26 protein-coding genes are annotated in these 25600 nt (G+C 68.6%); 13 read left to right on the top strand and 13 right to left on the bottom strand.

Annotated features, from left to right (window positions below):
- Positions 1 to 52 precede the first annotated feature (52 nt).
- The 3 genes from AAC979_RS20385 to AAC979_RS20375 all read left to right on the top strand — a co-directional run bounded on the left by AAC979_RS20385 (position 53) and on the right by AAC979_RS20375 (position 4463).
- Positions 53 to 1390 carry an aspartate aminotransferase family protein gene (locus tag AAC979_RS20385; RefSeq protein ID WP_371348707.1) on the top strand — a complete coding sequence of 446 codons (1338 nt, stop codon included), beginning with the start codon at positions 53 to 55 and terminating at the stop codon, positions 1388 to 1390.
- A gap of 180 nt (positions 1391 to 1570) precedes the next feature.
- Positions 1571 to 4063: an ATP-dependent helicase HrpB gene (hrpB, locus tag AAC979_RS20380; protein ID WP_371348706.1), complete on the top strand. Its 2493-nt coding sequence runs from the start codon at positions 1571 to 1573 to the stop codon at positions 4061 to 4063.
- Between the two features lie 181 nt (positions 4064 to 4244).
- Complete coding sequence (locus tag AAC979_RS20375; RefSeq protein WP_371348705.1) at positions 4245 to 4463, top strand: hypothetical protein; 219 nt, start codon at positions 4245 to 4247, stop codon at positions 4461 to 4463.
- 7 nt (positions 4464 to 4470) lie between these two features.
- Here AAC979_RS20375 and AAC979_RS20370 read toward each other — a convergent pair whose 3' ends face one another.
- A complete protein-coding gene (locus tag AAC979_RS20370; RefSeq protein WP_371348704.1) occupies positions 4471 to 5790 on the bottom strand; it encodes a hemolysin family protein in 1320 nt (439 codons plus the stop codon).
- Between the two features lie 146 nt (positions 5791 to 5936).
- On the opposite strand from AAC979_RS20370, the gene aroC reads away from it, so the two are divergent.
- Positions 5937 to 7049 carry a chorismate synthase gene (aroC, locus tag AAC979_RS20365; protein WP_371348703.1) on the top strand — a complete coding sequence of 371 codons (1113 nt, stop codon included), beginning with the start codon at positions 5937 to 5939 and terminating at the stop codon, positions 7047 to 7049.
- A gap of 159 nt (positions 7050 to 7208) precedes the next feature.
- Here the strand turns inward: aroC and AAC979_RS20360 are convergent, their stop codons facing one another.
- On the bottom strand, positions 7209 to 7409 hold the full coding sequence (locus AAC979_RS20360) for a hypothetical protein (protein WP_371348702.1): 201 nt from the start codon (positions 7407 to 7409) through the stop codon (positions 7209 to 7211).
- Here AAC979_RS20360 and AAC979_RS20355 point away from each other — a divergent pair.
- The 3 genes from AAC979_RS20355 to AAC979_RS20345 all read left to right on the top strand — a co-directional run bounded on the left by AAC979_RS20355 (position 7408) and on the right by AAC979_RS20345 (position 10990).
- Positions 7408 to 8001, top strand: coding sequence for a hypothetical protein (locus AAC979_RS20355; RefSeq protein ID WP_371348701.1), 594 nt, complete (start codon positions 7408 to 7410; stop codon positions 7999 to 8001). The genes AAC979_RS20360 and AAC979_RS20355 overlap by 2 nt on opposite strands.
- A gap of 719 nt (positions 8002 to 8720) precedes the next feature.
- Positions 8721 to 10025, top strand: a complete 1305-nt coding sequence (gene ribB / locus AAC979_RS20350; protein ID WP_371348700.1) for a 3,4-dihydroxy-2-butanone-4-phosphate synthase — start codon at positions 8721 to 8723, stop codon at positions 10023 to 10025.
- A 158-nt stretch (positions 10026 to 10183) separates the two neighbouring features.
- Positions 10184 to 10990, top strand: coding sequence for a DUF1194 domain-containing protein (locus tag AAC979_RS20345; protein ID WP_371348699.1), 807 nt, complete (start codon positions 10184 to 10186; stop codon positions 10988 to 10990).
- 6 nt (positions 10991 to 10996) lie between these two features.
- Here AAC979_RS20345 and AAC979_RS20340 read toward each other — a convergent pair whose 3' ends face one another.
- Genes AAC979_RS20340 through dxs form a run of 3 tightly spaced genes read right to left on the bottom strand, consistent with a single transcriptional unit; the run spans position 10997 to position 14990 of the window.
- The gene (locus AAC979_RS20340) at positions 10997 to 12256 is read right to left on the bottom strand and encodes a class I SAM-dependent RNA methyltransferase (RefSeq protein WP_371348698.1); all 1260 of its coding nucleotides are present in this window, start codon (positions 12254 to 12256) and stop codon (positions 10997 to 10999) included.
- A 16-nt stretch (positions 12257 to 12272) separates the two neighbouring features.
- Positions 12273 to 13049, bottom strand: a complete 777-nt coding sequence (locus AAC979_RS20335) for a TlyA family RNA methyltransferase (RefSeq protein WP_371348696.1) — start codon at positions 13047 to 13049, stop codon at positions 12273 to 12275.
- Positions 13050 to 13067: 18 nt separating this feature from the next.
- On the bottom strand, positions 13068 to 14990 hold the full coding sequence (dxs, locus tag AAC979_RS20330) for a 1-deoxy-D-xylulose-5-phosphate synthase (RefSeq protein WP_371348695.1): 1923 nt from the start codon (positions 14988 to 14990) through the stop codon (positions 13068 to 13070).
- 207 nt (positions 14991 to 15197) lie between these two features.
- Here dxs and AAC979_RS20325 point away from each other — a divergent pair, with 207 nt between their 5' ends.
- The 3 genes from AAC979_RS20325 to AAC979_RS20315 are packed head-to-tail and all read left to right on the top strand — an operon-like array spanning position 15198 to position 17394.
- Complete coding sequence (locus AAC979_RS20325) at positions 15198 to 16523, top strand: hypothetical protein (protein ID WP_371348694.1); 1326 nt, start codon at positions 15198 to 15200, stop codon at positions 16521 to 16523.
- 15 nt (positions 16524 to 16538) lie between these two features.
- Positions 16539 to 17126, top strand: coding sequence for a protein-S-isoprenylcysteine O-methyltransferase (locus AAC979_RS20320; RefSeq protein ID WP_371348693.1), 588 nt, complete (start codon positions 16539 to 16541; stop codon positions 17124 to 17126).
- A gap of 16 nt (positions 17127 to 17142) precedes the next feature.
- Entirely contained in the window at positions 17143 to 17394 is a 252-nt protein-coding gene (locus AAC979_RS20315) for a DUF1272 domain-containing protein (protein WP_371348692.1), read from the top strand.
- Between the two features lie 10 nt (positions 17395 to 17404).
- On the opposite strand, the gene AAC979_RS20310 is transcribed toward AAC979_RS20315, so the two are convergent.
- Both AAC979_RS20310 and AAC979_RS20305 read right to left on the bottom strand, forming a co-directional pair.
- Positions 17405 to 17647, bottom strand: coding sequence for an exodeoxyribonuclease VII small subunit (locus AAC979_RS20310; RefSeq protein WP_371348691.1), 243 nt, complete (start codon positions 17645 to 17647; stop codon positions 17405 to 17407).
- A 63-nt stretch (positions 17648 to 17710) separates the two neighbouring features.
- Entirely contained in the window at positions 17711 to 18640 is a 930-nt protein-coding gene (locus AAC979_RS20305; protein WP_371348690.1) for a histone deacetylase family protein, read from the bottom strand.
- A gap of 253 nt (positions 18641 to 18893) precedes the next feature.
- Between AAC979_RS20305 and AAC979_RS20300 the strand changes: the two genes are divergently transcribed.
- The 3 genes from AAC979_RS20300 to AAC979_RS20290 all read left to right on the top strand — a co-directional run bounded on the left by AAC979_RS20300 (position 18894) and on the right by AAC979_RS20290 (position 22201).
- Positions 18894 to 19910, top strand: a complete 1017-nt coding sequence (locus tag AAC979_RS20300; protein WP_371349113.1) for an L-threonylcarbamoyladenylate synthase — start codon at positions 18894 to 18896, stop codon at positions 19908 to 19910.
- Between the two features lie 164 nt (positions 19911 to 20074).
- On the top strand, positions 20075 to 21313 hold the full coding sequence (locus tag AAC979_RS20295; RefSeq protein ID WP_371348689.1) for a cell wall hydrolase: 1239 nt from the start codon (positions 20075 to 20077) through the stop codon (positions 21311 to 21313).
- A 162-nt stretch (positions 21314 to 21475) separates the two neighbouring features.
- Entirely contained in the window at positions 21476 to 22201 is a 726-nt protein-coding gene (locus tag AAC979_RS20290) for a carbonic anhydrase (RefSeq protein WP_371348688.1), read from the top strand.
- 144 nt (positions 22202 to 22345) lie between these two features.
- Here AAC979_RS20290 and AAC979_RS20285 read toward each other — a convergent pair whose 3' ends face one another.
- From AAC979_RS20285 to AAC979_RS20260, 6 genes are all read right to left on the bottom strand, one after another.
- Positions 22346 to 22561 (bottom strand): hypothetical protein, encoded by a 216-nt coding sequence (locus tag AAC979_RS20285; RefSeq protein ID WP_371348687.1) that lies wholly within the window; start codon positions 22559 to 22561, stop codon positions 22346 to 22348.
- 89 nt (positions 22562 to 22650) lie between these two features.
- Positions 22651 to 23133: an ATP F0F1 synthase subunit B gene (locus AAC979_RS20280; RefSeq protein WP_371348686.1), complete on the bottom strand. Its 483-nt coding sequence runs from the start codon at positions 23131 to 23133 to the stop codon at positions 22651 to 22653.
- An 11-nt stretch (positions 23134 to 23144) separates the two neighbouring features.
- Positions 23145 to 23747, bottom strand: a complete 603-nt coding sequence (locus AAC979_RS20275; RefSeq protein WP_371348685.1) for a F0F1 ATP synthase subunit B — start codon at positions 23745 to 23747, stop codon at positions 23145 to 23147.
- Positions 23748 to 23830: 83 nt separating this feature from the next.
- On the bottom strand, positions 23831 to 24058 hold the full coding sequence (locus AAC979_RS20270; RefSeq protein WP_131833791.1) for a F0F1 ATP synthase subunit C: 228 nt from the start codon (positions 24056 to 24058) through the stop codon (positions 23831 to 23833).
- 65 nt (positions 24059 to 24123) lie between these two features.
- Entirely contained in the window at positions 24124 to 24873 is a 750-nt protein-coding gene (locus AAC979_RS20265; RefSeq protein WP_371349112.1) for a F0F1 ATP synthase subunit A, read from the bottom strand.
- Between the two features lie 130 nt (positions 24874 to 25003).
- Entirely contained in the window at positions 25004 to 25387 is a 384-nt protein-coding gene (locus AAC979_RS20260) for an AtpZ/AtpI family protein (RefSeq protein ID WP_371348684.1), read from the bottom strand.
- Positions 25388 to 25600 lie beyond the last annotated feature (213 nt).

Here is a 25600-nt window from a genome sequence, read left to right as displayed (position 1 = left end):
GACTAAAAAAGCGCGGCTTGTCCCCTTTTCGCCGTATCAGCCGGAGACCTCCATGTCTGCTTACTCATCCGCAGCCGCCAGCCCCAACGATCTTGACGCCTTCTTCATGCCGTTCACGCCCAACCGGGCGTTCAAGGCGCGGCCGCGCCTGCTGTCCCGCTCCAAGGACATGCACTACTACACGCCGGAAGGGCGCGGGGTGCTGGATGCCACCGCCGGTCTGTGGTGCGCCAATGCCGGCCATAACCGCGACCCCATCGTCGAGGCGATCCAGAACCAGGCGGCGGAGATGGATTTCGCCCCGCCCTTCCAGTACGGCCACCCCAAGGCGTTCGCCGTCGCCGCCCGCATCGCCGCGCTGGCGCCGGGCGATCTCGACCATGTGTTCCTGTGCAATTCCGGCTCGGAGGCCGGCGACAGCGCGCTGAAAATCGCCCTCGCCTACCACGCCACGACAGGCAATGCGACGCGCACCCGCCTCATCGGCCGCGAGCGCGGCTATCACGGCGTCGGCTTCGGCGGCATCTCGGTCGGCGGCATGTCGCCCAACCGCAAGATGTTCGGCTCGCTGCTGCCGGGCGTCGACCACCTGCCGCACACCTATAACCGCGAGAAGCAGGCCTTCTCCAAGGGCGAGCCGGAATGGGGCGCCGAGCGCGCCGACGCGCTGGAGAACATCGTCGCCCTGCACGATGCCTCCACCATCGCCGCCGTCATCGTCGAGCCGATGGCCGGCTCCACCGGCGCCATTCCCGCCCCGGTCGGCTATCTCAAGCGCCTGCGCGAGATCTGCGACAAATACGGCATCCTGCTGATTTTCGACGAGGTCATCACCGGCTTCGGCCGCCTCGGCTATGCCTTCGCCGCCGAGCGCTATGGCGTGGTGCCTGACATGATCACCTTCGCCAAGGGCGTCACCTCGGGCGCGGTGCCGATGGGCGGCGTGCTGGTGCGCAAGCACATTTACGACGCCTTCGTGAAGAGCGACGCGCCAGTCATCGACCTGTTCCACGGCTACACCTATTCGGCCCATCCGCTGGCCTGCGCCGCCTCGCTGGCGACGCTGGACCTCTACCGCGAGGAAGGGCTGTTCGAGCGCGCCCGCGCGCTGGAACCGGTGTGGGCGGACGCCTTCCACTCGCTGCGCTCCAAGCCCGGCGTGCTCGACATCCGCACCGTCGGCCTCGTCGGCGCCATCGACTTCGCCTCGCGCGAGGACGGGGTCGGCCGCCGCGCCTATGAAGGCATGGAGCGGCTGTTCCACGATGAGGGCATGATGGTGCGCACCGCCGGCGACACTTTCGCCGTCAGCCCGCCGCTCATCGTCAGCGAGAGCCAGATGGGCGAGATCGTCGAGAAGATCGGCCGCACGCTCGACCGGATCTTCTGAGCCGGGCGGCCTTCCGCCTCCCTCATCCCCGGGCCTGTCCCGGGGATCCAGCGGTCCCGCTTTGCACCGCTGAGAAGCCTGGGTGGCCGGGTCAAGCCCGGCCATGAGGGCACAGTGGGCGGCAGGCGTCTTGGGTCCGCCCGTTCCCGCGCACGGCAACAGGCTGTATAGCCCTGCGCCATGCCCGCGCCCCTTGCTCCCCTCCCCATCGACGACGCCCTGCCGGAGCTGACCGCCGCCCTGCGCGCCGGTAATGCTGCCGTGCTCGTCGCCCCGCCCGGCGCGGGCAAGACCACGCGGGTGCCGCTGGCGCTGCTGGATCAGCCCTGGGTCGCGGGGCGGAAAATCCTCGTGCTGGAGCCGCGCCGGCTCGCCGCCCGCGCCGCCGCCACCCGCATGGCGCAGACGCTGGGCGAGGAGGCCGGGCAGAGCGTCGGCTACCGCGCCCGCTTCGGCTCGAAAATCGGGCGCGCCACCCGCATCGAGGTCATCACCGAGGGCATCTTCACCCGCATGATGCTGGACGACCCGGAGCTTTCCGATGTCGCCGCCGTGCTTTTCGACGAATTCCACGAGCGCAGCCTCGACGCCGATCTCGGCCTGGCTTTGGCCCTCGACGCGCAAGGCGCCCTGCGCGAGGATCTGCGCATTCTCGTCATGTCGGCGACGCTGGACGGCGCCCGCGTCGCCCGTCTGCTCGCCGGCGCGCCTGTGGTGGAAAGCCTCGGCCGCGCCTTCCCGGTGGAAACCCGCTATGCCGGGCGTACGCCCGGCGCCCCGGTCGAGCGGCAGATGGCCGATCTCATCGCCCGCGCATTGCGCGAGGAGACCGGCTCGCTGCTCGCCTTCCTGCCGGGCGCGTCCGAGATCCGCCGCACCGAGCGCTTTCTGCGCGAGATGGTGCACGACCCCGCCCTCGACATCGCCCCGCTCTATGGCGCCCTCCCCCCGGCGGAGCAGGACCGCGCCATCGTCCCGGCCCCGGCCGGCCGGCGCAAGGTTGTGCTCGCCACCTCCATCGCCGAGACCAGCCTCACCATCGAGGGCGTGCGCGTCGTCATCGACAGCGGCCTCGCCCGCGTGCCGCGCTTCGAGCCCGGTGTCGGCCTCACCCGGCTGGAAACGGTGCGTGTCTCCCGCGCCGCCGCCGACCAGCGGCGCGGCCGCGCCGGGCGCACCGAGCCGGGCCTGTGCCTGCGGCTGTGGAGCGAGCCGGAAACGGCGAGCCTGCCGGCCTTTGCGACGCCGGAAATCCTCGCCGCCGATCTCTCCCGCCTCGTGCTCGACCTCGCCGTGTGGGGCGTGCGCGATCCCGCCAGCCTCGCTTTTCTCGACCCGCCCCCCGCCCCGGCGGTGAAGGAGGCGAAGGTGCTGCTCGCCAGCCTCGGCGCCTTTGACGCCGACGGGCAGGTGAGCCCGCTCGGCCGGGCCATGGCAAGGCTGCCGCTGGAACCGCGCCTCGCCCGCATGGTGATCGAAGGCGCCCGGCGCGGCGCGGGGGAAGAGGCCGCGCGCATCGCCGCCCTCGTCTCCGAGCGTGGCCTCGGCGGCGACGCCCCCGACCTCGCCCACCGGCTGATGGATTTTTCCCGCGACCGCTCCCGCCGCGCGGAAGAGGCGCGCCGTCTGGCCGAGCGCTGGGCGGAGGAGGCAGCGCGGCAGCTAGCGGGGACGCGAGGGGCCGGGTCGCGGGCGGCGGGCGAGGCCCCCTCGCCCGCCGCGCTGCTGGCGCTGGCCTTTCCCGACCGGGTGGCGCGCGGGCGCGGCGACGGGCGGCGCTTCGTGCTGGCCAATGGGCGCGGCGCGGCCATCGACCCCGCCACTTCCCTCGCCCGCGCCCGCTTCCTCGCCATCGCCGAACTCACCGGCACGGCGGATGAGGCCCGCATTCTGCTGGCTGCTGAACTCTCCGAAGCCGATATCGAGGCCGAATTCGGCACCGCCATCACCGAGGGTGTCGAGACCGCCTTCGACCCCGCCTCGGGCGCCTTGCGCGCGCGCCATGTCCGCCGGCTCGGCGCGCTGGTGCTGGCGGAGCGCACCGCGCCGCTGAAGCCGGGACCGGAGACCGCCCGGGCGCTGGCCAGCGCCGCCGCCATGCGCGGGCTGGAGCGGCTCGCCTGGTCCGACGCGCAGCGGCAATGGCTGGACCGTGCGCGCTTTCTCCACGCCAGCGCGCCCGATCTCTGGCCGGACCTGTCATGGGAGGCGCTGGCGGGCACAGTCGAGGACTGGCTGGCCCCGGTGCTGGACGACATCACCTCCCTCAGTGCGCTCGACGCGGAGCGGCTCGGGCGCGCGCTGTCCGGCCTGCTGCCATGGGAATTGTCGCGCGGCATGGAGGCGGCGGCGCCCACCCATTACGAGGTGCCGACCGGCTCGCGCCTGCCCATCGACTATGCCACTGACGGCGGCCCGACGCTGCATGTGCGGGTGCAGGAACTGTTCGGCCTGAAGACCCACCCCAGCATCGCCGGCGGGCGTGTGCCGCTGGTGCTGTCGCTGCTCTCCCCGGCGCACCGGCCGATCCAGCTCACCCGCGACCTGCCGGCCTTCTGGGCCGGGTCCTGGCGCGATGTGCGGGCGGAAATGCGCGGGCGCTACCCGCGCCATCCCTGGCCGGAAGACCCGGCGCAGGCCGAGCCGACCCGCCGGGCCAAGCCGCGCGGCTGAGGGCTCCGCCGCGACAAAGTATTAACCATGCCGTTCTGGCAAACATTAACCACAGACCAAGAGGAGCACCGCGCAAGGCTGGCTTTAACCCACGGTCAAGGTGTGAGGCGCAAGCTGACCTCACAACAAAATCTGTCCCAAGACAGATGTCACGTGGATGATTTCAAGCAGAGACAGGCCCATGCGCGAAATGGTGGAACGGGAAATGGTCGGGCAGTCGATGGCATCGCGCCGCCGCACCGCCGTCGCACGCCGCCCGCAGGGCACCGGCCTTGAATATGGCCTGATCGCCGCCGCGCTCGCGGTCGCCATCGTCACCGTCGTCGTCGGCGTCGGCACCCGCTATGGCGGGCTGCCGGCGGCGCCGGCGGCGCTCTCCGCCGACATCACGGTGCGCTGAAGGCGCGTCAGCCCATCAGCGGCGCCCGCCGGCGCGGCACCACGGCGCGCGAGACCAGCAGCTTGTCGACGCGCCGTCCGTCCATGTCCACCACCTCGAAGCGCCAGCCCATCGCCTCGAAGGCGGCGCCTTCCGCCGGCAGCGCCTTGAGCTCATGCAGCACCAGCCCGGCGGCGGTGTGGAAGCCGGCATCGCGCGGGAGCTGGATGCCGAGCACCTCGGCCAGTTCGTCGAGCGGCGTCGAGCCGGCGACGAGATAGCTGCCATCCGCCCGCTCCACCACATCGGGCTTGGCCTGCCCCGCCTCGTCCAGCACCACGGTGCCGGCGATGGCGTCGAGCAGGTCGGCGGGGGTGAGGATACCGACCATGGAGCCATATTCGTCCACCACCAGCGCCAGCGGCGTCTCGGCCTGGCGCAGCGACTTCATGGCGTCGAGCGCGCCGGCCGTCTCCACCAGCACGGCGGCGGGCTTGACGAAGCGGCGCGGATCGGGGGTCTGGCCGTCGAGATAGGCTTCCAGCAGGTCGCGAATGTCGATGACGCCGACGCTTTCCTCCGGCGTGCCCTCGCAGGCCGGCATGCGGGTGTGGCGCGTCTCGCGAATGGTGCGGCGGACCACGTCGGGGTCGTCGGTCAGGTCGATCCAGTCGACATCGGTGCGCGGCGTCATCACCGCCCGCACCGGCCGGTCGGCGAGGCGCATCACCCCGGCGATCATCTTGCGCTCATCCGGGTCGATCACCCCCGCCGTCTCCGCTTCCATCACGATGGCGCGGATTTCCTCGTCGGTGACATTGCTCTCCTCGCCCTTGCCGTGCTCGCCGAGCAGGCGCAGCACGAGGCGGGAGGAAATGTCGAGCAGCCACACCGCCGGCGCGCCAATCCGCGCCAGCATCACCATGCCCGGCGCCACCAGGCTGGCGAGCTTTTCCGGGCTCTGCAGGGCGAGCCGCTTGGGGATGAGTTCGCCGATGATGAGCGAGATATAGGTGATCGCCGCCACAACGAGCGAATAGCCGAGGCCGCCGGCGAGGCCGGGCGACATGCCCTGTTCCTGCAGCCATTCGCCCAGCATGGTGCCGAGCGTGGCGCCCGAAAACGCGCCGGCGAGAATGCCGATCAGCGTGATGCCGATCTGCACGGTGGAGAGGAAGCGGCCGGGGTCGGCGGCGAGTTGCAGCGCCATGCGGGCGCCGTGGGAGCCGCCATCGGCCATGGAGCGCAGGCGAGCCGGGCGGGCGGAAACGACGGAAAGCTCGGCCATGGCAAGCACGCCATTGATCAGCACGAGCAGAAGGACGACGGCGATTTCAAAAAGGGGCATTGGCTCGGGTTGGCAATCACGAAGAGCCGAGATGTAGCACGAAAGCCGCCATTCTCCATGCGCCGCCCCGCCCCCGCCGGTTTGACGCCCGCCGCGCGGGCGCCTAGAAGCGCCGTGATCCCTCCCCTGCCGCCGGCGGAACCGCTATGTCGTTCAACAGTTTCGGCCATCTCTTCCGCGTCACCACCTTCGGCGAGAGCCATGGCCCGGCCATTGGCGGGGTGATCGACGGCTGCCCGCCCGGCATCCGCTTCCGGCTCGACGAAGTCCAGGCCGCGCTCGACCGCCGCCGGCCCGGCCAGTCGCGCTTCACCACCCAGCGGCGCGAACCGGACGAGGTGAAGATCCTCTCCGGCACGCTGGCGGAGGAAGACGGCACGCTCATTTCCACCGGCACGCCGATCGCCTTCCTGATCGAGAATGTCGACCAGCGCTCCAAGGATTATTCGGCAATTTCCGAGAGCTACCGCCCCGGTCATGCCGATTATGCCTATGACGTGAAATACGGCCTGCGCGACCATCGCGGCGGCGGGCGCTCCTCCGCGCGCGAGACGGCGGTGCGCGTCGCCGCCGGCGCCATCGCCGCCAAGGTGCTGCCTGATGTGACCATCACCGGCGCGCTGGTGCAGATGGGCGAGATCGGCATCGACCGCGCGAACTGGGACAGCGCCGAGATCGGCCGCAACCCGTTCTTCTGCCCGGACGCTGAGGCGGCCGCGCGCATGGCGGACTATCTCGACGGCATCCGCAAATCCGGCTCCTCGGTCGGCGCGGTGATCGAGGTGGTGGCCGAGGGCGTGCCGCCCGGCCTTGGCGCGCCGCTCTATGGCAAGCTCGACGCCGATCTGGCAAGCGCGCTGATGAGCATCAACGCGGTGAAGGGCGTGGAAATCGGCGAGGGCTTCGCCAGCGCCACCCTCACCGGCGAGGACAATGCCGACGAGATGCGCATGGGCAATGACGGCCGCCCGGTCTTCCTCGCCAACCATGCCGGCGGCGTGCTCGGTGGCATTTCCACCGGCCAGCCGGTGGTGGTGCGCTTCGCGGTGAAGCCCACCTCCTCCATCCTCACCCCGCGCCGCACGGTGACGCGCCATGGCGAGGATGCGGAAATCGTCACCAAGGGAAGGCACGACCCCTGCGTCGGCATCCGCGCCGTCCCCGTGGGCGAGGCGATGGTGGCCTGCGTGCTCGCCGACCATCTCCTGCGCCATCGCGGCCAGGTGGGCACCCCCCCGGTCTGGCCGTTCCCGCGCTGAGGCCGGCGCTTGCGAGCGGGGCAGCGGCGCCGTGACGACGCCATACAAGGGTTGAAGCTGGAGGTTGCAGATGTCACGCCGCTCGCTGACACTGCGACGGCGCCAGGTTGCGGCTGCACCCCTCAGGCCTCCGGGAGGATCGACCCATGCGACGGCTCCTCAAGCTGATTGACCTGCTGCTTCCAAATGATGAGGTCGAGCCGGATAACTTGGTGGCACTCCCTCACTATCCTTGATCCCATTTGGTGCCATCGGCTGGTCGGCTTTGTGCCGGCCAACCTCCTGCGGCTTTGGCGGCGTCGACAGCATGCGCCTTAGCACATCCTCGCGGCGTTTCTCGTTATCATAGGTGTCGCTCATGTCGCCCCTTCCCGAGCCTGCGTTCGCGCTTCCGCTGCAGCCCGCTGAGCTAGAACTTATCGGGCGGATAGCCCTCACATTTGCGCAGATTGATGATTTTGTCGCGAAACTAACGGGCCATTTGTATGGCATTCCACTAGATAGGCTCGACGCGCTAGTGGGCGAAAAGATGTTGTCTGCGCGGCTAGACTACCTCAAGGAGGCGTCAAAGTGGGCGATCCCTGCTTACGCCGAACAGCTAAACCGCTTCGTAGCCGACATGAAGGCTATCGTGCCGCAGAGGAATCTGATGCTCCACGGCACATGGGGACGCTTCACGGACGATTACGCCAACTTCAAAGCGGGCCCATGGAGCAGATTGAAACCCTCCAGAAGGCTCTACGTCGAAGAGCTTCCTGCGCTCCACGAACGCGCATGCGCTGCATCCCACGCCTTGCAGCTACTCCTAACGCCGTTTGGCGCCATAATCCCAGACGGCATGGCCGCAACCATCACCTACACGACCTCAGACAAACCTCCCGACAAAGGATTTTGGACACGAGGGTCGATAGTGTTTTATATACCACCTCCGGTTTATGGGAAGAAAGACTAAAAGTATCCTCGGCCTCCGATAAGATTTAGGAGTAATTAAGACTTCAACTAATTCAAATTTATCAAGAGTTTCAGCGCCACCCTGTTGCAAATCACTATGCATTTCAAATCCGCCTTGTCATGCCCTTTGTTGAGAAAAAAATCCTAGACAGGGATATTTTCCTCTGGCATCCTTGCCTCACCTCATCCCGACGAAGGGGGCGCAACCGGAGCGGCCGGCTCGCGCGGGGTGGGGGGCGGTGGCCGGGCGGCGGGGATAACGCACCCCAAGGCCCGGCGGCCCAAGCCATGCGTCCCCGGTCGGTCTTCCCACCGGCCACGGGGCGACGCGCGCCGACCCGTCCGCAAGGGCGCGCCGGCGCGTCAAGCACCCCACAGGGGAGGATAGAAAGTGACAGTCCTCCCGGGCGCGCATGGAGCAAGCCTAGAAACACCGCGTTGCGGGGCGCCGGCGGCGGCGCGTCGGACGGTTGAAGACCTGCTTGCACCACCTTTTCACACATGGTGCAGGCGACCGCCGGGGTTTCCGCCCCGGCGCCCCGCACGCCCTTCTCAAGGGGCGGCAGGCGACGTGCCGTCCCAAAGCTCCGCGCCGGAACCGGCGACGGGGTGCTTTCGGCTGCCTGCCCTGCCGCGTTCACCACGCGCCATTTTCAGTATCACTGAAAGCCGCGCATCTTTTCATTGCGGACGAAAGCGGGACGGCCTAGCCTGCCTGTCATGAAACTCGCGGACTGGCTCACCACAACAGGCACGACCAAGAGCGCCTTCGCGCGCGCCGTCGGCCTGTCGCCCGCCAGCATCACCGCGCTGTGCAAGGACCAAACGGCCTGGATCTCGCGGGAAGCGGGCGCGCGCATCGCCGCCGCCACCGGCGGCGCGGTGACGCCGAACGATTTCCTCGGGCTGGCGAGCGTGGAAGCGATACTCATGACCGACAATCTGCAGGCCCGCGTCGAAGCGGCCATCGAAGCCTTTGCCCGTGGCGAGATGCTGGTCGTCACCGATGATGACGACCGCGAGAATGAGGGCGACCTCATCGTCGCCGCCCAGTTCGCCACCCCGGAAAAGCTCGCCTTCATCGTCCGCCACACCTCGGGCATCGTCTGCACCCCGCTCACCGCCGAGCATGCCAAGCGGCTGCGGCTCAACCCGATGGTGACGGATAACGACGCTCCGCACGCCACCGCCTTCACCATCTCGGTCGATTACCGCCACGGCACCACAACCGGCATTTCCGCCGAGGACCGCACCGCCACCGTGCGCGGCCTCGCCAACCCCAATGCCGGCGCGGTGGATTTCGTCCGCCCCGGCCACATCTTCCCGCTCATCGCCAAGGAAGGCGGGGTGCTCATGCGCTCCGGCCATACCGAGGCGGCGGTGGATCTGTGCCGGCTGGCTAATCTGGAGCCGGTCGGCGTCATCTGCGAACTCGTCAATGACGACGGCACGGTGATGCGCGGCCCCAAGGTCACGGATTTCGCCGCCGCGCATAAGCTCACCCGCATCTCGGTGGCCGATCTCATCGCCTATCGCCAGTTGCGCGAGAAGCTGGTGAGCCGCACCGCCGAATTCGCCGCCCCCACCGTGGTCGGCGAGATGCACGCCATTTCCTATGTCACGCCGTTCGAGCCGGTGAACCATATCGCCCTCGTCTATGGCAAGATCGGCGACGGGCGCGACGTGCTGGTGCGCCTGCACCGGGCGGACCCGATCGGCGACGTGTTCACCGGCGGCAAGGCGCTGCGCGCCTCGCTGGAGCGCATCAAGGCGGAAGGGCGCGGCGTGCTGGTCTATCTGCGCGACGGCACGACAGGCGTGCCGCTGTCCACCGTCGGCGGCGAGGACAAGATCGAAAGCGCCAAGCTGCGCGACCAGAACTGGCGCGAGGTCGGCCTCGGCGCGCAGATCCTGCGCGATCTCGGCATTTCCTCCATCCGCCTCATCGCCTCGCGCGCCCGCACCTATGTCGGCGTCGCCGGCTTCGGCATCGAGATCACAGGCACCGAGACGCTGGACGGCTGAGCACGGCGGGCGCGGCCTATCGCTGTAGGGCCCGCTCACGCGAACGGCATCGGCGGGCGGCGCCCGCCCGCACTTTGGGCTCGTGCCTCCGCGCCCCTCATGTCACCATGATGACGGGCTCCTGACATGTCGGGGGGCCGTCAAGGACGGAGGTCGCGATGTCGCGCATGCGTGCGTTTCTCGCCCTGCTTGCCGCCCTGTGCAGCCTGACGGCCGCCGGCGGCGCCCGCGCGGATACTCCGGTCGATGTCGAGCTGGTGCTGGCGGTCGACGTGTCCTACTCCATGGACCTCGATGAACTCGCCTTGCAGCGCGAGGGCTATATCGCCGCCGTCACCTCGCCGGAATTTCTCCAGGCCCTGCGCCTCGGCCCGCATGGCCGCATCGCCATCGCCTATGTCGAATGGGCGGGCGCGGACGAGCAGAAGCTGGTGGTGGACTGGATGCTGGTCGGCTCCGCCGCCGAGGCCCGCGCCTTTGCCGACGCCATCGGCCAGGCGCCGCTGCGGCGCGTCTACCGCACCTCCATTTCCAGCGCCATGACCTTCAGCGCCGACCTCATCGACGGCAATGCCATTCGCGGCCTGCGCCGCGTGATCGACATTTCCGGCGACGGCACCAATAATCAGGGGCCGCTGGTCGACGTGACGCGCGACGGCGTGGTGGCGCGCGGCATCACCATCAACGGCCTGCCGCTGATGCTCAAGGAGGCCAGCGGCTCGCTGCTCGATATTGGCGACCTCGACATCTATTACGAGGATTGCGTGATCGGCGGGCCGGGTGCTTTTGTCATTCCGGTGCGCGGCACGCATGAATTCGCCGACGCCATCAAGACCAAGCTGGTGCTGGAAATCGCCGGCATCCGCCCACCCCCCGCGCCGCTTTTGCGGCCCGCCTCCGCCACCGAGCCGCGGGTGTCCTGCTCCATCGGCGAGCGCATGTGGATGGAACGCTGGGGCAATTGACGCCGCTCAGCGCCGGAACAGCCCCACCAGCTCCACATGCGCGGAATAGAGGAACTGGTCGACCGGGGTGACGCGCTCCAGCCGGTAGCCGCCCTCGGTGAGGATCTGCGCGTCGCGCGCGAAGGTGACGGGGTCGCAGGACACGCCGATCACCAGCGGCACCGCGCTCGCCGCAAGCTGGCGCGCCTGCGCCTCCGCCCCCTGGCGCGGCGGATCGAACACGGCGACATCGACGCCTTTCATCTCCTGCGCCAGCAGCGGCCGGCGGAACAGGTCGCGCACCTCGCCCGCCACCGGCTTGAGCCCCGCAACCCCGCGCACCGCCTTGTTCAGCGCCTCGATGGCGGGGGCGGAGGATTCGAAGGCGCTCACCCGCACCCGCTCGGCCAGGCGCAAGGCGAAAGTGCCGACGCCGGAGAACAGGTCCACCGCCCGCGCCGCGCCGCGCGCGCTATCAACCGCTTCCATGACCAACCGCGCCAGCGCCGCCTCCCCCGCCGCCGTCGCCTGCAGGAACGAGCCGGGCGGCAGCGTGACGCGGGCGCGGCCCATGGTGAGCAGCGGCGGCTCGCGCTGCAGCACCAGTTCGCCATGGCGGGTCAGCCGCGCCAGCCGGTGCGCGCCGGCGATTTCCGCCAGAGCGGCGACCCGGTTGGGTTTCAGCGGGCCGCTGCCGCGCACGTCCATGTCGAGCCCGGTCTCGGTCGCCGTCACCTGGATGTCGAGCGGCTTGGCCAGCGGCACCAGTTCCTGCGCCACCGCCCAGGCGGCGGTGAGCGCGCCATCGAGCCCGGGGGCCAGAATGGGGCAGGCGTCGATCGCCACCACCGCATGGCTGCGTCGGCCGGCAAAGCCGACAGCCAGCGTGTCACGGCCCTTCGGCGCGCTGCCGCCGGTGCCGCGCGCGTGGAACACCGCCCGGCGCCGCCCCTCACCATGCGCCGCCACAAGCGGGCCGACCTCCGTTGCGAGATCGGCGCGCGCCAGCGCTTCCACCACCAGCACCCGCTTCCACGCGGCATAGGGCTCCGGCGCCCAATGCTGCAGCGCACAGCCGCCGCAGGGGCCGACATGCGGGCAGATCGGCGCGATCCGCTCCGGGCTGGGCGTGCGCACGCCCAGCAGCCGCGCGCGATCATGGTCGCGCGCGACTTCCACCACCTCGCCCGGCAGGGCCAAAGGCACGAAGACCGGCCCGTCCGGCGTATCGGCGATGCCGTCGCCCCGATGCCCGAGGCGGGCAATCTGCAGCGATGTCACATTCATCGGGTGGGCCGCTCCCTCATGCGCCATGGTCGCCTGCCGCGTTGCTCCGCGCGGCCACGATCAGCCATTCCTCATTGCCGTCGCCGCCGAGGATCGGCGAGACGAGGCGATGCGTCGCCTCCCAGCCCGCCTGCTCCAGCAGGGCGACGATGCTGTCCGCCGCCTCCGCCCGCGCGCCCGCGTCCCTGACGATGCCGCCCTTCGACAGCTTGTCGCGCCCCACCTCGAATTGCGGCTTCACCAGCGCTACCAGATGCGCCTGCGGCGCCGCGTGGGCAAGGATCGCCGGCAGCACCTGGCGGAGCGAGATGAACGAAACATCGACGGTGATGATGCCCGCCGCGGGCACCGCGCCGGCGGAAAGGTGGCGTATGTCGGTTCCCTCATGGGAGACGACGCGCGGATCGCCCTTCAGCCGCTCATGAAGCTGGCCATGGCCGACATCCACCGCGTGAACCCGCGCCGCGCCGCGCGCCAGCAGCACCTGTGTGAAGCCGCCGGTGGACGCACCGACATCCAGCGCCTCGCGTCCCTCGACGGAAAGCCCCGCCGCGTCCAGGGCCGCCTCCAGCTTCAATCCCGCTCGCGACACCCATTCATAGGCCTCGCGCGCCTCGATAGCGGCATCGGCGGCAATGGTCTCGGAAGGCTTGGCAACCCGCTTGCCATCGGCGCTGACGAGCCCGGCGGCAATGGCCGCCTGCGCGCGGGCGCGGCTGTCGAAGAAGCCACGCTCGACCAGCACCCGGTCGGCACGACCCCGGCCGGCGGGAGCGGGAGGTGCGCTCGTCATGAGAAGGCGGCGGCCGGCTCAGCCGCGCAGCAGCGCAAGCGCGGCGTCTTCCTCGCGCCCCAGAGCGCCGAACACCCCGCGCACGATGCCTTCCGCGTCGAGCCCCGCCTCATGCATCTGGCTGGCCGGGGAGTCCTGCTCGATGAAACGGTCCGGCAGCGCGAGGCTGCGCACCTTGGGTCCTCGGTCGAGCGCGCCGGCTTCCGCCAGCAGGGTCAGCACATGGCTGCCGAAGCCGCCGACGGCACCTTCCTCAACCACGACAAGCACCTCATGCTCGCGGGCGAGCCGCAGAACGAGGTCGCGGTCGATCGGCTTGGCGAAGCGGGCATCGGCGACCGTCGTCGACAGGCCAAATCCGGCGAGTTGGTCGGCTGCGGCAAGGCAGGCGCCAAGCCGCGTACCGAGCGACAGCAGGGCGACCTTCGAGCCTTCGCGCACGACCCGTCCACGCCCGATCGCCAGCGGCGTCCCGCGGGCCGGACGTTCCACGCCGACGCCTTCGCCGCGCGGGTAGCGGAAGGCGATCGGGCCCTCATCATAGGCCGCAGCGGTCGCCACCATATGCACCAGTTCCGCCTCGTCCGCCGCCGCCATCACCACCATGCCCGGCAGGGTGGCGAGCATCGGCACATCGAAGGCGCCGACATGGGTGGCGCCATCCGCGCCCACCAGCCCGGCACGGTCGATCGCGAACCGCACCGGCAGGCGCTGGATCGCCACGTCATGGACGATCTGGTCGTAGGCGCGCTGCAGGAAGGTGGAATAGATCGCGCAGAACGGCTTGTATCCCTCCGTCGCCAGCCCGGCGGCGAAGGTCACGGCGTGCTGCTCGGCAATGCCGACATCGAAGGTGCGGGAGGGAAAGACCTCGCCGAACAGGTCGAGCCCGGTGCCGGCCGGCATGGCGGCGTTGATGGCGACGATCCGGTCGTCGTGGCGGGCTTCCTCGATCAGGCTGTCGGCGAAGACGCGGGTATAGCTCGGCGCATTGGACGGCGCTTTCTTCTGCGCCCCGGTAGCGACATCGAAGCGCTGAACGCCATGATATTTGTCGGCGGAAGCTTCGGCGGGCGGATAGCCCTTTCCCTTCTGCGTCACGACATGCACCAGCACGGGGCCGGTCTCGGCGTCGCGGACATTGCGAAGAACGGGAAGCAGGTGATTCAGATTATGCCCGTCGATCGGCCCGACATAATAGAAGCCCAGTTCCTCGAACAGCGTGCCGCCGGTCCAGAACCCGCGCGCAAACTCTTCCGCCCGCGCGGCCTGACGGCCGAAGAATTTCGGCAGGCTACCGGCGAGTTGCTTGGCGGTCTCGCGCAGCGAACGATAGGTGCGGCCGGAAAGAAGCCGTGCCAGATAGGCCGACATCGCGCCCACCGGCGGGGCGATCGACATGTCGTTGTCGTTGAGGATGACGATGAGGCGCGAATCCATCGCCCCCGCATTGTTCATCGCCTCATAGGCCATGCCGGCCGACATGGCGCCATCACCGATCACACACACCACATTGCGCGCGTCGCCGGAAAGGTCGCGCGCCACCGCCATGCCGAGCCCGGCGGAGATCGAGGTGGAGGAGTGGCCGGCACCGAACGGGTCGTAGGTGCTTTCCGTCCGGTTGGTGAAGCCGGAAAGCCCGCCGCCCTGGCGCAACGTCCGCATGCGCTCGCGGCGCCCGGTAAGAATCTTGTGCGGATAGCACTGATGGCCGACATCCCAGATCAGCCTGTCATTGGGCGTGTCGAAGACATGATGCAGCGCCACGGTCAGTTCGACCACGCCGAGCCCGGCGCCGAGATGGCCGCCGGTGACGGAGACCGCGTCAATCATCTCCTCGCGCAGTTCTGCTGCGACCTGCGGCAGATGCTCTTCCGGCACGCGGCGCAGATCGGCCGGCTCCCGGATCGTATCGAGTAGCGGCGTGGCGGGACGGGTCAAGAACGGCTCCGAAAACACACTCGCCGAGGGTGCGCGCACGGGCGCGCACCGCCGGGCGAAGTCCAACGGCATACACAGGATCGGCGAGGGGCGCAACGCACGCTCGCGCGACCGCGGGCGCCGTGCCGCCGCAACGGCATGTGGAGACCGGCGGGCCGGCGCGATGTGGCGTTGGCCTCCGGGACTGGCTTCCTTTAGAAACACGGCATGGAAGCACGAGTCGCCACGTCGATGCCGAGGGACGACCGGCCGGCCGCACCCGCCGCGGGGGAGGCCGCCGATGGGCTTCCCCACGCCGACGAAGCCGGCGGCGCCCCGGCAACCGGCCGGACGTTGCGACGGCTGATGCTGTTCTTCCCCGGCCACGACCCAACCGAGATGGACTATCACCACGGGCGCTTTGCCAATCAGGCGGAACGCTTCGGCGCGCTCTGGTCGGTCGGGGTGCAGGTGTCGCCACGGCTGGATGACGGCGCGCAGCCCTATGCGCGCTGGGCGGTGGAAGCGCACGGACCCAACTGGTCCACCCGGACCGACTACCGCATCCTGCGATGGGAAGACATTATCCAGAAGCTCGATGCCCGGCCGGACCCGGTGCGGCTATGGCGCGGCCTCGGCGGGCTCTGGGATTTTCTGCGCGGGGGGGCGGCACGCGGCTATTTTCGCGCCAGCCCGCGCTATGGTGCCTTCTTCTTCTTCCCCTATCTGATCTGCGCGCTATTCCTCACCGCCGGGCTCGCAGCGGGCGGGCTCGTGCTGTGGGGCGCCGGCCTGTTCCTGCCGGCGCCACTCGCCTGGGCCGGAGGGATTGCCGCCGGGATCGGGACCTTTTTCGCGCTCTTCCGCCGCCCAGGGCGCGACTGGCGCCTGCATCAAGCCCTCGATGACTGGGATCTGGCGCGCGACTATCTGCACGACGCCACGCCGCATGTCGATGCGCGGCTCGACCGCTTCGCGCAGGTGCTGGTGGACGCGGTCAGCGCCGGAGACCAGGACGAGATCATCCTCGTCGGCCACAGCCTCGGGGCGACGCTGATGCTCGGCGTGATCGACCGCGCGCTCGACCGATATCCCGGCCTGGCGGACGGGCCGACCCGGCTGAACCTTCTCACCTGCGGCGCCACCATCCCCAAGCTCGCCCTTCACGCCAAGGGCGGCAAGGTGCGCCGGCAGGCAAACCGCATCGCGCAGACGCCCGGCCTCACCTGGGTCGAATATCAGGCCCGCCACGACGCCATCAATTTCTACAAGTTCCATCCGGTGACGTTGCGCCGCGCCAGCTTCGACGTGCCGGAGCCGAGCCCGCCCCTGCTGCGCAACGCCAACATCAAGGAAATGCTCACCCACGCCAAGCTGCGGCGGCTGCGCTGGCATGCCATGCGGCTGCATTACCAGTTCCTGCTGGCGAATGAGCAGAAGGCGCCCTACGACTATTTCATGTTCGCCCTCGGCCCGCTGGCCTTCGCCGAACTCGCCTCGCGCCCGGAGGGGCCGGTCGGGCGCTTCGCGGCGGACGGCTCCCTGATCGCCTGAACAAACGGACGCTTCATGAACCTTCTCGTCGCCGCCAAGATCGTGTGGGCCGCCGGCTGCATCGGCTGGTACGTCATCCGCCTGCCCTTCGAGCGCAAGGTGAAGCGCGAGCGCGTCATCGACGCCCGCGACCGGCTGCGCGAGTTGATCCTGCTGTCCTGCTCCACCGCGGGCCTCGGCATCGTGCCGCTGCTGTGGGCGACCTCGCGGGTGTTCGATTTCGCCAACTATCCCTATTCCGTGCTGCAATTCGCGCTGGGGACGCTGACCTTCCTTCTGGCGCTATGGCTGTTCCGCCGCACGCACAGGGACCTCGGCAAGAACTGGTCGGTGACGCTGGAAATCAAGGACGCGCACAAGCTCGTCACCGGAGGCGTTTACCGTCATGTGCGCCACCCCATGTATTCGGCCTTCTTCCTGTGGGCGCTGGCGCAGTTGATCCTGGTCCCGAACTGGGTCGCCGGTCCGGCGGGCTTCATCGGATTCGGCATTCTCTATGCCTTCCGCATCGGGCGCGAGGAGAAGATGATGCTCGACACTTTCGGCGACGAGTACCGGGCCTATAGTGAGCGCACCGCGCGGCTTATCCCCGGCGTCTACTGAGGAAAGGACCTGCCCCATGCTGGAACTTCGGCCGGGCTGCGAGTGCTGCGATCGCGACCTTCCGCCGGAGTCGCGCGACGCCCGGATCTGCACCTTCGAATGCACCTTCTGCGCGGACTGCGCCGAGAGCGTGCTGGGCGGAATCTGTCCGAACTGCGCGGGCGAGTTGGTCCCTCGCCCCATCCGCCCGCCCGCCGCGCTGGCGCGCCACCTCGCCTCCGCGCGGCGCGTGTTCAATCCCGGGTGCAGGAGCCAGCAGGCGATCTGAAAGCCCGAGCCTACTCGTCGAGAGGCTGCGTGCCGGCCGGCCGGCCATCCACCCCGAGCGTGATCTTCTCGACGCGCGCTTCGGCATCTTTCAGCAGCGCGTCGCAGCGCGCCTTCAGCGCCTCGCCGCGCGCGTAAAGCGCGATCGACTCCTCCAAGGGGACATTGCCGCCTTCGAGCTTGGCGACGATGGTTTCAAGCTCCGCCAGCGCCTTCTCGAAGCTCAGCGCGTTCACGTCCGCCGCATCCATCATCGCCATCTCCTCTTGAGTCGCTCCCTTATACAGGGAGCAGCGACCGCACTCACCCCCTGGCGATCAGCCGCGCATCAGCGCCATGACATGGGCGGAAGCCGAGCGGGCCAGACCTTCGAGGTCATAGCCGCCCTCCAGGACCGAGACGATCTTGCCGCCGCAATGCGTGTCGGCAAGGTCCATCAGCTTCTTGGTGACCCAGGTGTAGTCGTCTTCCAGAAGGTTGATGTTGGCGAGCGGGTCGCGCGTATGCGCGTCGAAGCCGGCGGAGATGATCAGCAATTCCGGTCCGAACGCCTGCAGGCGTGGCAGAATGCGGCTCTCGAACGCCTCGCGGAAATGCACGCCGTCATCGCCGGAGCGCAGCGGCGCATTGACGATGTTGTCGCTGGTGCCGCGCTCGCCGACGGCGCCGGTGCCGGGAAACAACGGCATCTGATGGGTCGATGCGTACATCACGCTTGGGTCCGACCAGAAAATCTCCTGCGTGCCATTGCCGTGATGCACGTCGAAATCAACGATGGCGACACGGCCGATGCCGTGCACCTTCTGGGCGTGGCGGGCGGCGATGGCGACATTGTTGAACAGGCAGAAGCCCATGGGCGTGCGCGTCTCGGCATGGTGGCCGGGCGGGCGCATCGAGACAAAGGCATTGGCCACCTTGCCGGACAGCACCTCGTCGACACCAAGCACCGCGCCGCCGACGCCGCGCCAGATCGCCTCGCCCGTGCCCGGCGACATCACTGTGTCGCCGTCGATCCGGACCATCCCCTCTTCCGGCATCGCCTCTTCCAGCGCGGCGACGAAATCCTCGGGGTGGACGCGCACAATATCCTCGCGCGCGGCGATGGGCGCCTGTTCGCGCGCCAGCGTGGCGAACTGCTCACCCTCAAAGACCCGGTTGAGCACCCGCACCCGATCCGGCCGCTCGGGATGACCCGAGGGGGTCAGATGTTCGAGGCAGGCGTCGTGCGCGATCAGCAGCGTGGTCATGGCGTTCCCTTGGCGTCGGTGAGGCTTCCGGCCGTTCATTGTTCTGGCCCGGCGGTGGTGGACGATATGCCACGTCGCCGTGCGGGGCCAGTCTTGCCCCCGCCGAGGACGGCAACGTTTCCCCGGTGTCCGCAACCGCGCCGCCATTGACCGCCCCGCCGTTGACCGGCCCGGCGGGACGTCCTATCGGAGCGCGCCTGAGCGGGAGATGCAAGCGGTGGCCGAGAAAACCAGCGAGGAAGCAGGCGCGCCCATGCGGGCGACGCGCCTCGTGACAGCCGACGCTGCCGGCATCGCCGAGGCGGCGCGGCGGCTGCGCGACGGCGGGCTGGTGGCGCTGCCGACCGAAACCGTCTACGGCCTTGCTTGCGACGCTACCGATCCGCGTGCTGTCGCCAGCCTCTACGCCGCCAAGGGCCGGCCGAGCTTCAACCCGCTCATCGCCCATGTGCCGGATCTCTCCGCCGCACGGCGCGTGGGAATGTTTCCGCCAGCCGCCGAGACATTGGCCGGCCGCTTCTGGCCTGGGCCGCTGACGCTGGTCGTGCCGGCGCGGGAGGAGGCCACCAGTGAACTCGCCCGCGCCGGCCTCGCCAGCGTCGCCATTCGCGTGCCGGCTCACCCGGTGGCTCGGGCGGTGCTGGCCGCCGCGGGGCGCCCCATCGCAGCCCCCAGCGCCAACCGTTCCGGCCATGTCTCGCCGACGACCGCGGCCCATGTCCAGGCCGACCTCGACGGACGCATCGACCTGATCCTCGACGCCGGCCCCTGCACGGTCGGCGTGGAATCCACCATTCTCGACTGCACGGGCGCCGCGCCGGTGCTGCTACGGCCGGGCGGGCTGACCCGCGAGGCGATTGAGGCGGTGCTCGGAGCGCCCCTTGCCGCCTTCGTCGCGGTTTCACCTGATAAAGAGGCGGCGCCTCTGGCGCCCGGCATGCTGGCCTCCCATTACGCCCCCTCCGTGCCAGTGCGGTTAAATGCCCGCACGGTGAATGCCGGCGAGGCCCTGCTGACCTTTGCCGGCGCCCGCCCCCCCGGCAGCGCAGCGGCGGCGGGGGTGCGCGATCTCAGCCCGTCCGGCGATCTTGTGGAGGCTGCTGCCCATCTGTTCGCCTTCCTGCGCGAACTCGATCATGCAGGCGCCGAGGGCATTGCCGTGGTGCCGCTGCCCCGGCACGGGCTGGGCGAAGCCATTGCCGACCGCCTGCGCCGAGCGGCCGCGCCCCGTTCGGCTGACCGATCGCCCGACCTGACGTTCCGGCATTAACGCTCGGGCAAGGTTAATGCGCGACAACTAGGGAACCGGATGCACCCGCCCTTGCCTGTGGCGAAGCGGGCACGCAGCGGGTTCCGACGGGTCGAGTTGCGTAAGGGCGGCGGGCGGACATGCGATTCTCAGCGCGTGTACAACGGATGGGCACGACTGGCGGGATGGCACTGGCTCTCTTCCTCGTCGGCGCGTCGTCCATCGGCCATCAAGATATTATAAGCCGGCTAACACACCAGCCGGGGGTTGCCGAGCGGGCCCGCATCTCCATTCTCGGCGAACCGGTACGCCTGCTCAAGGCTTCGACCATCGCCTGGCCGTCCCGTTCCGCGCTGCTGGCGCCCGCTGAAATCATCGCCCCCCCTCAAACGGCCCTGGGGGTCGACATCAACCGCTCCACCAAGGCGGATCAGCTTGCGCTGAAGCCGCTGGCGCCATTGGATGTCGACCCCTTCGCCGTCTCCGGCGTTGGCACACCCCCGAGTCTCTTCGGTGCCGGCACGAGCACCGGCGCCTCGTCCGGCGGGACAGGAACCGGCACTGCAACGATGGACGCCGCCGGAACGGGTACCGACCCGCTGGAGACAGAGGAACCTGCCGCCTTGGCCATGGGCAGCGACAGCGAGCGTTACAGCGCGTCGGCGGGTGATCCGACCGGCGACCCGGCCCAACTGGAACAGGAGAACCCGTCGCTCGGAGCCGTCAATGGCGAGGCGAGTGAGCCGGGCGAAGACGCCCTGGCGGCATCGCCCGGGGGCAGCCAGGGGGCGGAAGCGAGCGGCTATACAAGCGACCCATCCCTGCCGCTCTATCGGCAGAGCGCTTTCATCTTCGGCCTCGGCGAGAACGCCCTCCCGCCCCAGCCCTTCCTGCATATGACCGCCCTGCCCGGTGGCGACGCCGGCATCACCGAAGCGTCGAAGACGGCGGACGACTCTACCCGCGTCGCGCTCGGCCCGACGCCCGCCGAGCGGCTGGGCCTTGCCGGCAAGCGGCGCGAGCGGGCGGAGAAATGCTTGGCCGAGGCCGTCTATTTCGAGAGCCGCGGTGAGCCCCGTCGCGGACAGGTGGCTGTGGCGCAGGTGGTGATGAACCGCGTCTTCTCTGGCTACTACCCGGCCGACATCTGCCGCGCCGTCTACCAGAACGCTCATCGGCGCTTCGCCTGCCAGTTCACCTTCGCCTGCGACAATGTGCGCGATGTGGTGACAGAGCCCGCGCTGTGGGATCAGGCCAAGGACATCGCCAGCGCCATGCTGGACGGCCGGCTCTGGGACGAAAAGGTCGGTCGCGCGACCCATTATCACGCCCGCTCGGTGCGGCCGAACTGGATTCGCGAGATGCGCAAGCTCGACCGGATCGGTGAGCATACCTTCTACCGCCCCCGTCGCTGGACCAGTTGACGCTGGCATCGGGCGTGAGGTCAGCCCGGGGGCAGCCTCGTCCTTCACCATGGCCGCTTCGGCGGCGCGACCTGACGGGATCGAACCGGCGCCGCCGATCGCATCTCCCATCAGTCGAGACCGCTCCTGTCCGGAGGGGTCGGTGCCAAGGACGCCCTATCCATGTGCCAGGAATGCCTCAATCGACATACCCTGTCGCGCCGCTCGCTGCTGCGCGGCGTGACCTCCGCCACGCTCTCCGCCGGCGCCCTGTTATGGACCGGGCAGGCCGGCGCGAACTCCAGCCCCTCCGCCGCGCCCTCGCCTGATCAGGTGATGACAGAGCTCATGGCCGGCAATGCCCGCCATGTCGGGGGCGTCCAGACCTGCACCGATTTTCTGGCCAACCGCGCGGCTCTCGCCAAGGGTCAGCATCCCGTGGCCATCGTGCTCGCCTGCGCCGATTCGCGCGTAGCCCCGGAATATGTGTTTGATCAGGCCCCCGGCCGGCTGTTCATTGTGCGCGTTGCCGGCAATTTCGTCGATGAGGAAGGTCTTGCCAGCATGGAATATGCCGTCGAGCATCTCGGCGTGCCGGTCGTCATCGTGCTTGGCCATTCGAGTTGCGGCGCCCTGACGGCCGCGGTCCAGGTGGAACAGCAGCATGTTGCGCTTCCCGGCCATTTGCCGGCGCTGGTGGAGCATCTGAGGGCGCCAGTGCGGACGGCGCTCGCGCTAAAGCCCGCCGATCCGGTGGCGGCGGCAATCCGGCAGAACGTCATCTACTCGATGGATCGGCTGGCTACCGAACGCTCGCTGGTTGCCAGCGCGGTGGATGAAGGCAAGGTGCGGATCGTCGGCGGGGTCTATGATCTTGCAACCGGCCAAGTCGCCCTGACCGGTAATTGACGCGACATCGCGAAGTGCTGTCCGGCGCGCGATCGCGCCCATCCGGAACCGCCGGCCACATCGGCGGGCCCGACCCTTTCCGGCCGGGTCTCATCGGTGTGCCCGGCCACAAGGTACGCTCTTTCACAGCCGGGCCGCGCGCATTCAGTGGCCGCAATGGGCGCAGGCGGCAATGACCGGCTGGCCGAGCTGCCGCGCCAACAGCAACGCCTCGTTGCGCGTATCCGCCGCGTGCCAGCGCGCCGTGCGATCGGCGGCGCTGGCGGCAAGGCCCCGTCCGTTATTGCACATGCAGCATGTGCGGCGATGGACCCGGACATAGCCATGCGTCCGGCTCTCATAGACCCAGAACTCAGCCATCGACCTTCCTTTGAGGCACCCCATTACCGTTTCAAGATCAAGAAAAAGCCCGGCGCAGGGCCGGGCTCCACTCTCCAGCGTCGGGACGCTCAGTTCAGCTTCGACTTCACCTCGGCGACGGCCGCGTCGAGCACGCGATCAGCCGTGTTACCGGTGAGTTGGGCTGCCAGCAGGAACTCAGAGGCCTTCACTGCGGCATCGGCGGCGGCGGCCTTCACATCGGCCATCGCCTGTGCCTCGGCCTGGGCGATCTTCTGCTCGGCCATCTGAGTGCGGCGCTGGATGAGATCCTCCAGCTTCTGCTTGGCTTCAGCGGCAAGGCGTTCGGCCTCGGCCTTGGCGGTGGTGATGATCGCCTCGGCCTCTTCCTCCGCCTCGCGCTGGCGGCGCCTATATTCGGCTACGAGCTTCTGCGCCTCTTCCTTCAGCCGGCGCGCCTCCTCCAGCTCGTTGCGGATGCGCGCGCCGCGCGCATCGAGCTTGGCGGCCATGCCGGAAAAGGCGCCCGCCCGGGCAACCAGGATGAAGAAAATGACGAAGGCGACGGCGACCCAGAAAGTATCGCTACCCATGGTGCGCTCCCTCAGCCCTTAATGGCGGTGTCGACCGCCTCCTCGACCGCGCCGGACGCGGGCGTGGTGCCGATCAGCGTATTGACGATGGCGCCCGCCGCATCGACGGCGATGCCGCGGACATTGGCCATGGCCGAGGTCTTGGTGGCGGCGATCTGCACTTCTGCCGCGGCGAGCCTGACGTTCAGCTCGGCTTCCAGAGCCTTGCGGCGCGCCTCGGCTTCGGCCGCGAGCGTATCGCGCGTTTCGGTGGCGATGCCGTGGGCCTTGTTGCGGGCGCTGGCCAGCGCCTTCTCATAAGCCTCGGCAGCCGCTTCACTCTCCGCCTTCAGCTTGCCGGCCTCCTCGATATCGTCGGCGATGCGGTCATGCCGCTCTTCGAGGATGGTAGCGATGCGCGGCAGGGCCACGCGGCTCATCAGCAGGTAGAGCGCGGCAAACGCAATCGCCAGCCAGAGAAGCTGCGAGGGAAAGGTATGGACATCAAAGGGAGGGAAGTTGCTACCGTGTGCTTCTGCTGCGGGCACGGCAATCTCCACACCGCTTGCGGCCGGCAACGTGCCAGTCTCCGCCTGGGCAACGATGATACCGGCCGGACCGTTGGGCTCGGACATGGGTTCAGACTTCCTCGATCACTGCTGATGCGGTCCCTACCCGGCCGCGCGGACCCGCAAGGGTCGCGCGACCGGGTGAGGCCTCAGACCACGAAGAGGAGGACGAGGGCGACGACGAGCGAGAAGATGCCCAGACCTTCGGCGAGCGCCGCGCCGATGAAGGCGCGGGCGAACTGGCCGTCAGCCGCCGACGGGTTGCGCAGGGCGCCCGAGAGGAAGTTACCGAAGATGGTACCGACGCCGATGGCGGCGAGGCCCATGCCGAGCGTGGCGAGACCGGCGCCGAGGAACTTGGCGGCTTCCGCTTCCATGATCTTCTCCTGTTGGAATAGTCAGATTGGTTGGATGGCTGGATGAGCTTCCCGCGACGCGCAGGTCAGTGACCCGGGTGCAGCGCGTCGTTGAGATAGATGCAGGTCAGCACCGCGAAGACATAGGCCTGCAGGGCGGCGACCAGGAATTCGAGGGCCGTCAGGGCGACCACCATGAACAGCGGCAGCACGGCGCCAAACCAGCCCACCACGCCGGACGCCGTCATCATCACGATGAAGCCGGCGAACACCTTCATTGCGATATGACCGGCCAGCATGTTGGCGAAGAGACGCAGCGAGAGACTGATGGGCCGGGAGAGGAAGGAGATGACCTCGATCACGACCATGAAAGGCAGCAGGAAGGCCGGCACACCCGACGGCACGAAGAGATGGAGGAAATGGGTGCCGTGGCGCACGAAGCCGTAGATGATGACCGTAAGGATGACGAGCAGCGCCAGCGCAGCGGTGACAATCAGATGACTGGTGACGGTAAAAGAGTAGGGGATCATGCCCACCATATTGGCGGTCAGCACGAAGATGAAGAGCGAGAAGACGAGGGGGAAGAACTTCATCCCCTCATTGCCCGCCGAGCCGCGCACCGTGGAGGCGACGAATTCGTAGGACAGTTCCGCCATCGACTGCAGCCGGCCGGGCACCAGGGTGCGGCCGCGTGTGGCGAAGGTGAGGAAGAAGAACACCAACGCCACAATGCCGAACATGAAGGCGGCGGAATTGGTGAAGGCGAGCTCGATGCCGCCAGGCTGCCCCAATTCCACGATCTTGTGGATCTGGAACTGATGGATCGGATCGATCACGTTGCCGCTGGCCATCGCCGGTCGCTGCCCTCAACACGCGGCGCCATGGGCGCCCGCCCCCATCTCAAGCACCGCCGAGGCGGCACCGTCTTGTCCTTTGGCGCCCAGCACAGGCCGGGACCGAAATCTCTCAGGCGCCACCTTGCGGCGGACCCTTGCGACCGAATTCTCCGGCCGCGCGCATCATGTTCACAATGCCGGCGCCGAAGCCCAGCAGAATGAACACGATCATTCCCCACGGCGCGACGCCGAGAAAATGATCAATCGCCCAGCCCAGACCGGCGCCGACCAGCACACCCGCAACGAATTCGGCACCGAGCCGAAACGCCAGCGCCATGCCGGCCGAAGAGGATGTCCTGTCCGCGCCGGCGGAAGCTTTCTTTTCGGCTTGCCGCTCGGCCTGCACCTTGTCCAGCGCACTGCCCAGCCCGCGCAACCGGCCGGAAAGCTCGGCGTCGGAAACATCCGGCCGCCCCGAGTCGCTATGGCCGTCCGTCTTGTCTCGGTCGTCCATCATCCGCACTCAAGCCTGACCGGAGAAGGATTTCCCGACCCCGAAGACGGGCGCACCATAGTGTTCGCCCCTAGGGGTGTCAAGGATGTGATCGCATCTTTTAAGTCATTGCAAAACAATGACAAAAGCAAATTGTGGACGCTCTGTCGCAGGCGTTTCGATCGCTTCCCGCACCAAGGGAAGGGGGCAGCCATGTTTTTGGCATGCCAGCTG

This window comes from Ancylobacter sp. IITR112, assembly GCF_041415945.1.
In the GTDB taxonomy this organism is placed as follows: Bacteria; Pseudomonadota; Alphaproteobacteria; order Rhizobiales; family Xanthobacteraceae; genus Ancylobacter.
The sequence above is the reverse complement of the archived record's forward strand: the minus strand, read 5'-3'. Positions and strand labels throughout refer to the sequence as shown.

Bases quoted from the DNA above. Each gene is read 5' to 3' on its own strand.
- AAC979_RS20360 (WP_371348702.1), bottom strand. From the start codon at position 7,409: ATGAGCGACACCTATGATAACGAGAAACGCCGCGAGGATGTGCTAAGG.
- AAC979_RS20325 (WP_371348694.1), top strand. From the start codon at position 15,198: ATGGAAGCACGAGTCGCCACGTCGATGCCGAGGGACGACCGGCCGGCC.
- AAC979_RS20280 (WP_371348686.1), bottom strand. From the start codon at position 23,133: ATGGGTAGCGATACTTTCTGGGTCGCCGTCGCCTTCGTCATTTTCTTC.
- AAC979_RS20290 (WP_371348688.1), top strand. From the start codon at position 21,476: ATGTGCCAGGAATGCCTCAATCGACATACCCTGTCGCGCCGCTCGCTG.
- AAC979_RS20310 (WP_371348691.1), bottom strand. From the start codon at position 17,647: ATGATGGATGCGGCGGACGTGAACGCGCTGAGCTTCGAGAAGGCGCTG.
- AAC979_RS20295 (WP_371348689.1), top strand. From the start codon at position 20,075: ATGGCACTGGCTCTCTTCCTCGTCGGCGCGTCGTCCATCGGCCATCAA.
- AAC979_RS20270 (WP_131833791.1), bottom strand. From the start codon at position 24,058: ATGGAAGCGGAAGCCGCCAAGTTCCTCGGCGCCGGTCTCGCCACGCTC.
- AAC979_RS20385 (WP_371348707.1), top strand. From the start codon at position 53: ATGTCTGCTTACTCATCCGCAGCCGCCAGCCCCAACGATCTTGACGCC.
- AAC979_RS20305 (WP_371348690.1), bottom strand. From the start codon at position 18,640: ATGACCACGCTGCTGATCGCGCACGACGCCTGCCTCGAACATCTGACC.
- AAC979_RS20345 (WP_371348699.1), top strand. From the start codon at position 10,184: ATGTCGCGCATGCGTGCGTTTCTCGCCCTGCTTGCCGCCCTGTGCAGC.
- AAC979_RS20335 (WP_371348696.1), bottom strand. From the start codon at position 13,049: ATGACGAGCGCACCTCCCGCTCCCGCCGGCCGGGGTCGTGCCGACCGG.
- AAC979_RS20320 (WP_371348693.1), top strand. From the start codon at position 16,539: ATGAACCTTCTCGTCGCCGCCAAGATCGTGTGGGCCGCCGGCTGCATC.
- AAC979_RS20375 (WP_371348705.1), top strand. From the start codon at position 4,245: ATGCGCGAAATGGTGGAACGGGAAATGGTCGGGCAGTCGATGGCATCG.
- AAC979_RS20340 (WP_371348698.1), bottom strand. From the start codon at position 12,256: ATGAATGTGACATCGCTGCAGATTGCCCGCCTCGGGCATCGGGGCGAC.
- hrpB (WP_371348706.1), top strand. From the start codon at position 1,571: ATGCCCGCGCCCCTTGCTCCCCTCCCCATCGACGACGCCCTGCCGGAG.
- AAC979_RS20260 (WP_371348684.1), bottom strand. From the start codon at position 25,387: ATGGACGACCGAGACAAGACGGACGGCCATAGCGACTCGGGGCGGCCG.
- AAC979_RS20315 (WP_371348692.1), top strand. From the start codon at position 17,143: ATGCTGGAACTTCGGCCGGGCTGCGAGTGCTGCGATCGCGACCTTCCG.
- AAC979_RS20300 (WP_371349113.1), top strand. From the start codon at position 18,894: ATGCGGGCGACGCGCCTCGTGACAGCCGACGCTGCCGGCATCGCCGAG.
- ribB (WP_371348700.1), top strand. From the start codon at position 8,721: ATGAAACTCGCGGACTGGCTCACCACAACAGGCACGACCAAGAGCGCC.
- aroC (WP_371348703.1), top strand. From the start codon at position 5,937: ATGTCGTTCAACAGTTTCGGCCATCTCTTCCGCGTCACCACCTTCGGC.
- AAC979_RS20275 (WP_371348685.1), bottom strand. From the start codon at position 23,747: ATGTCCGAGCCCAACGGTCCGGCCGGTATCATCGTTGCCCAGGCGGAG.
- AAC979_RS20370 (WP_371348704.1), bottom strand. From the start codon at position 5,790: ATGCCCCTTTTTGAAATCGCCGTCGTCCTTCTGCTCGTGCTGATCAAT.
- AAC979_RS20355 (WP_371348701.1), top strand. From the start codon at position 7,408: ATGTCGCCCCTTCCCGAGCCTGCGTTCGCGCTTCCGCTGCAGCCCGCT.
- AAC979_RS20285 (WP_371348687.1), bottom strand. From the start codon at position 22,561: ATGGCTGAGTTCTGGGTCTATGAGAGCCGGACGCATGGCTATGTCCGG.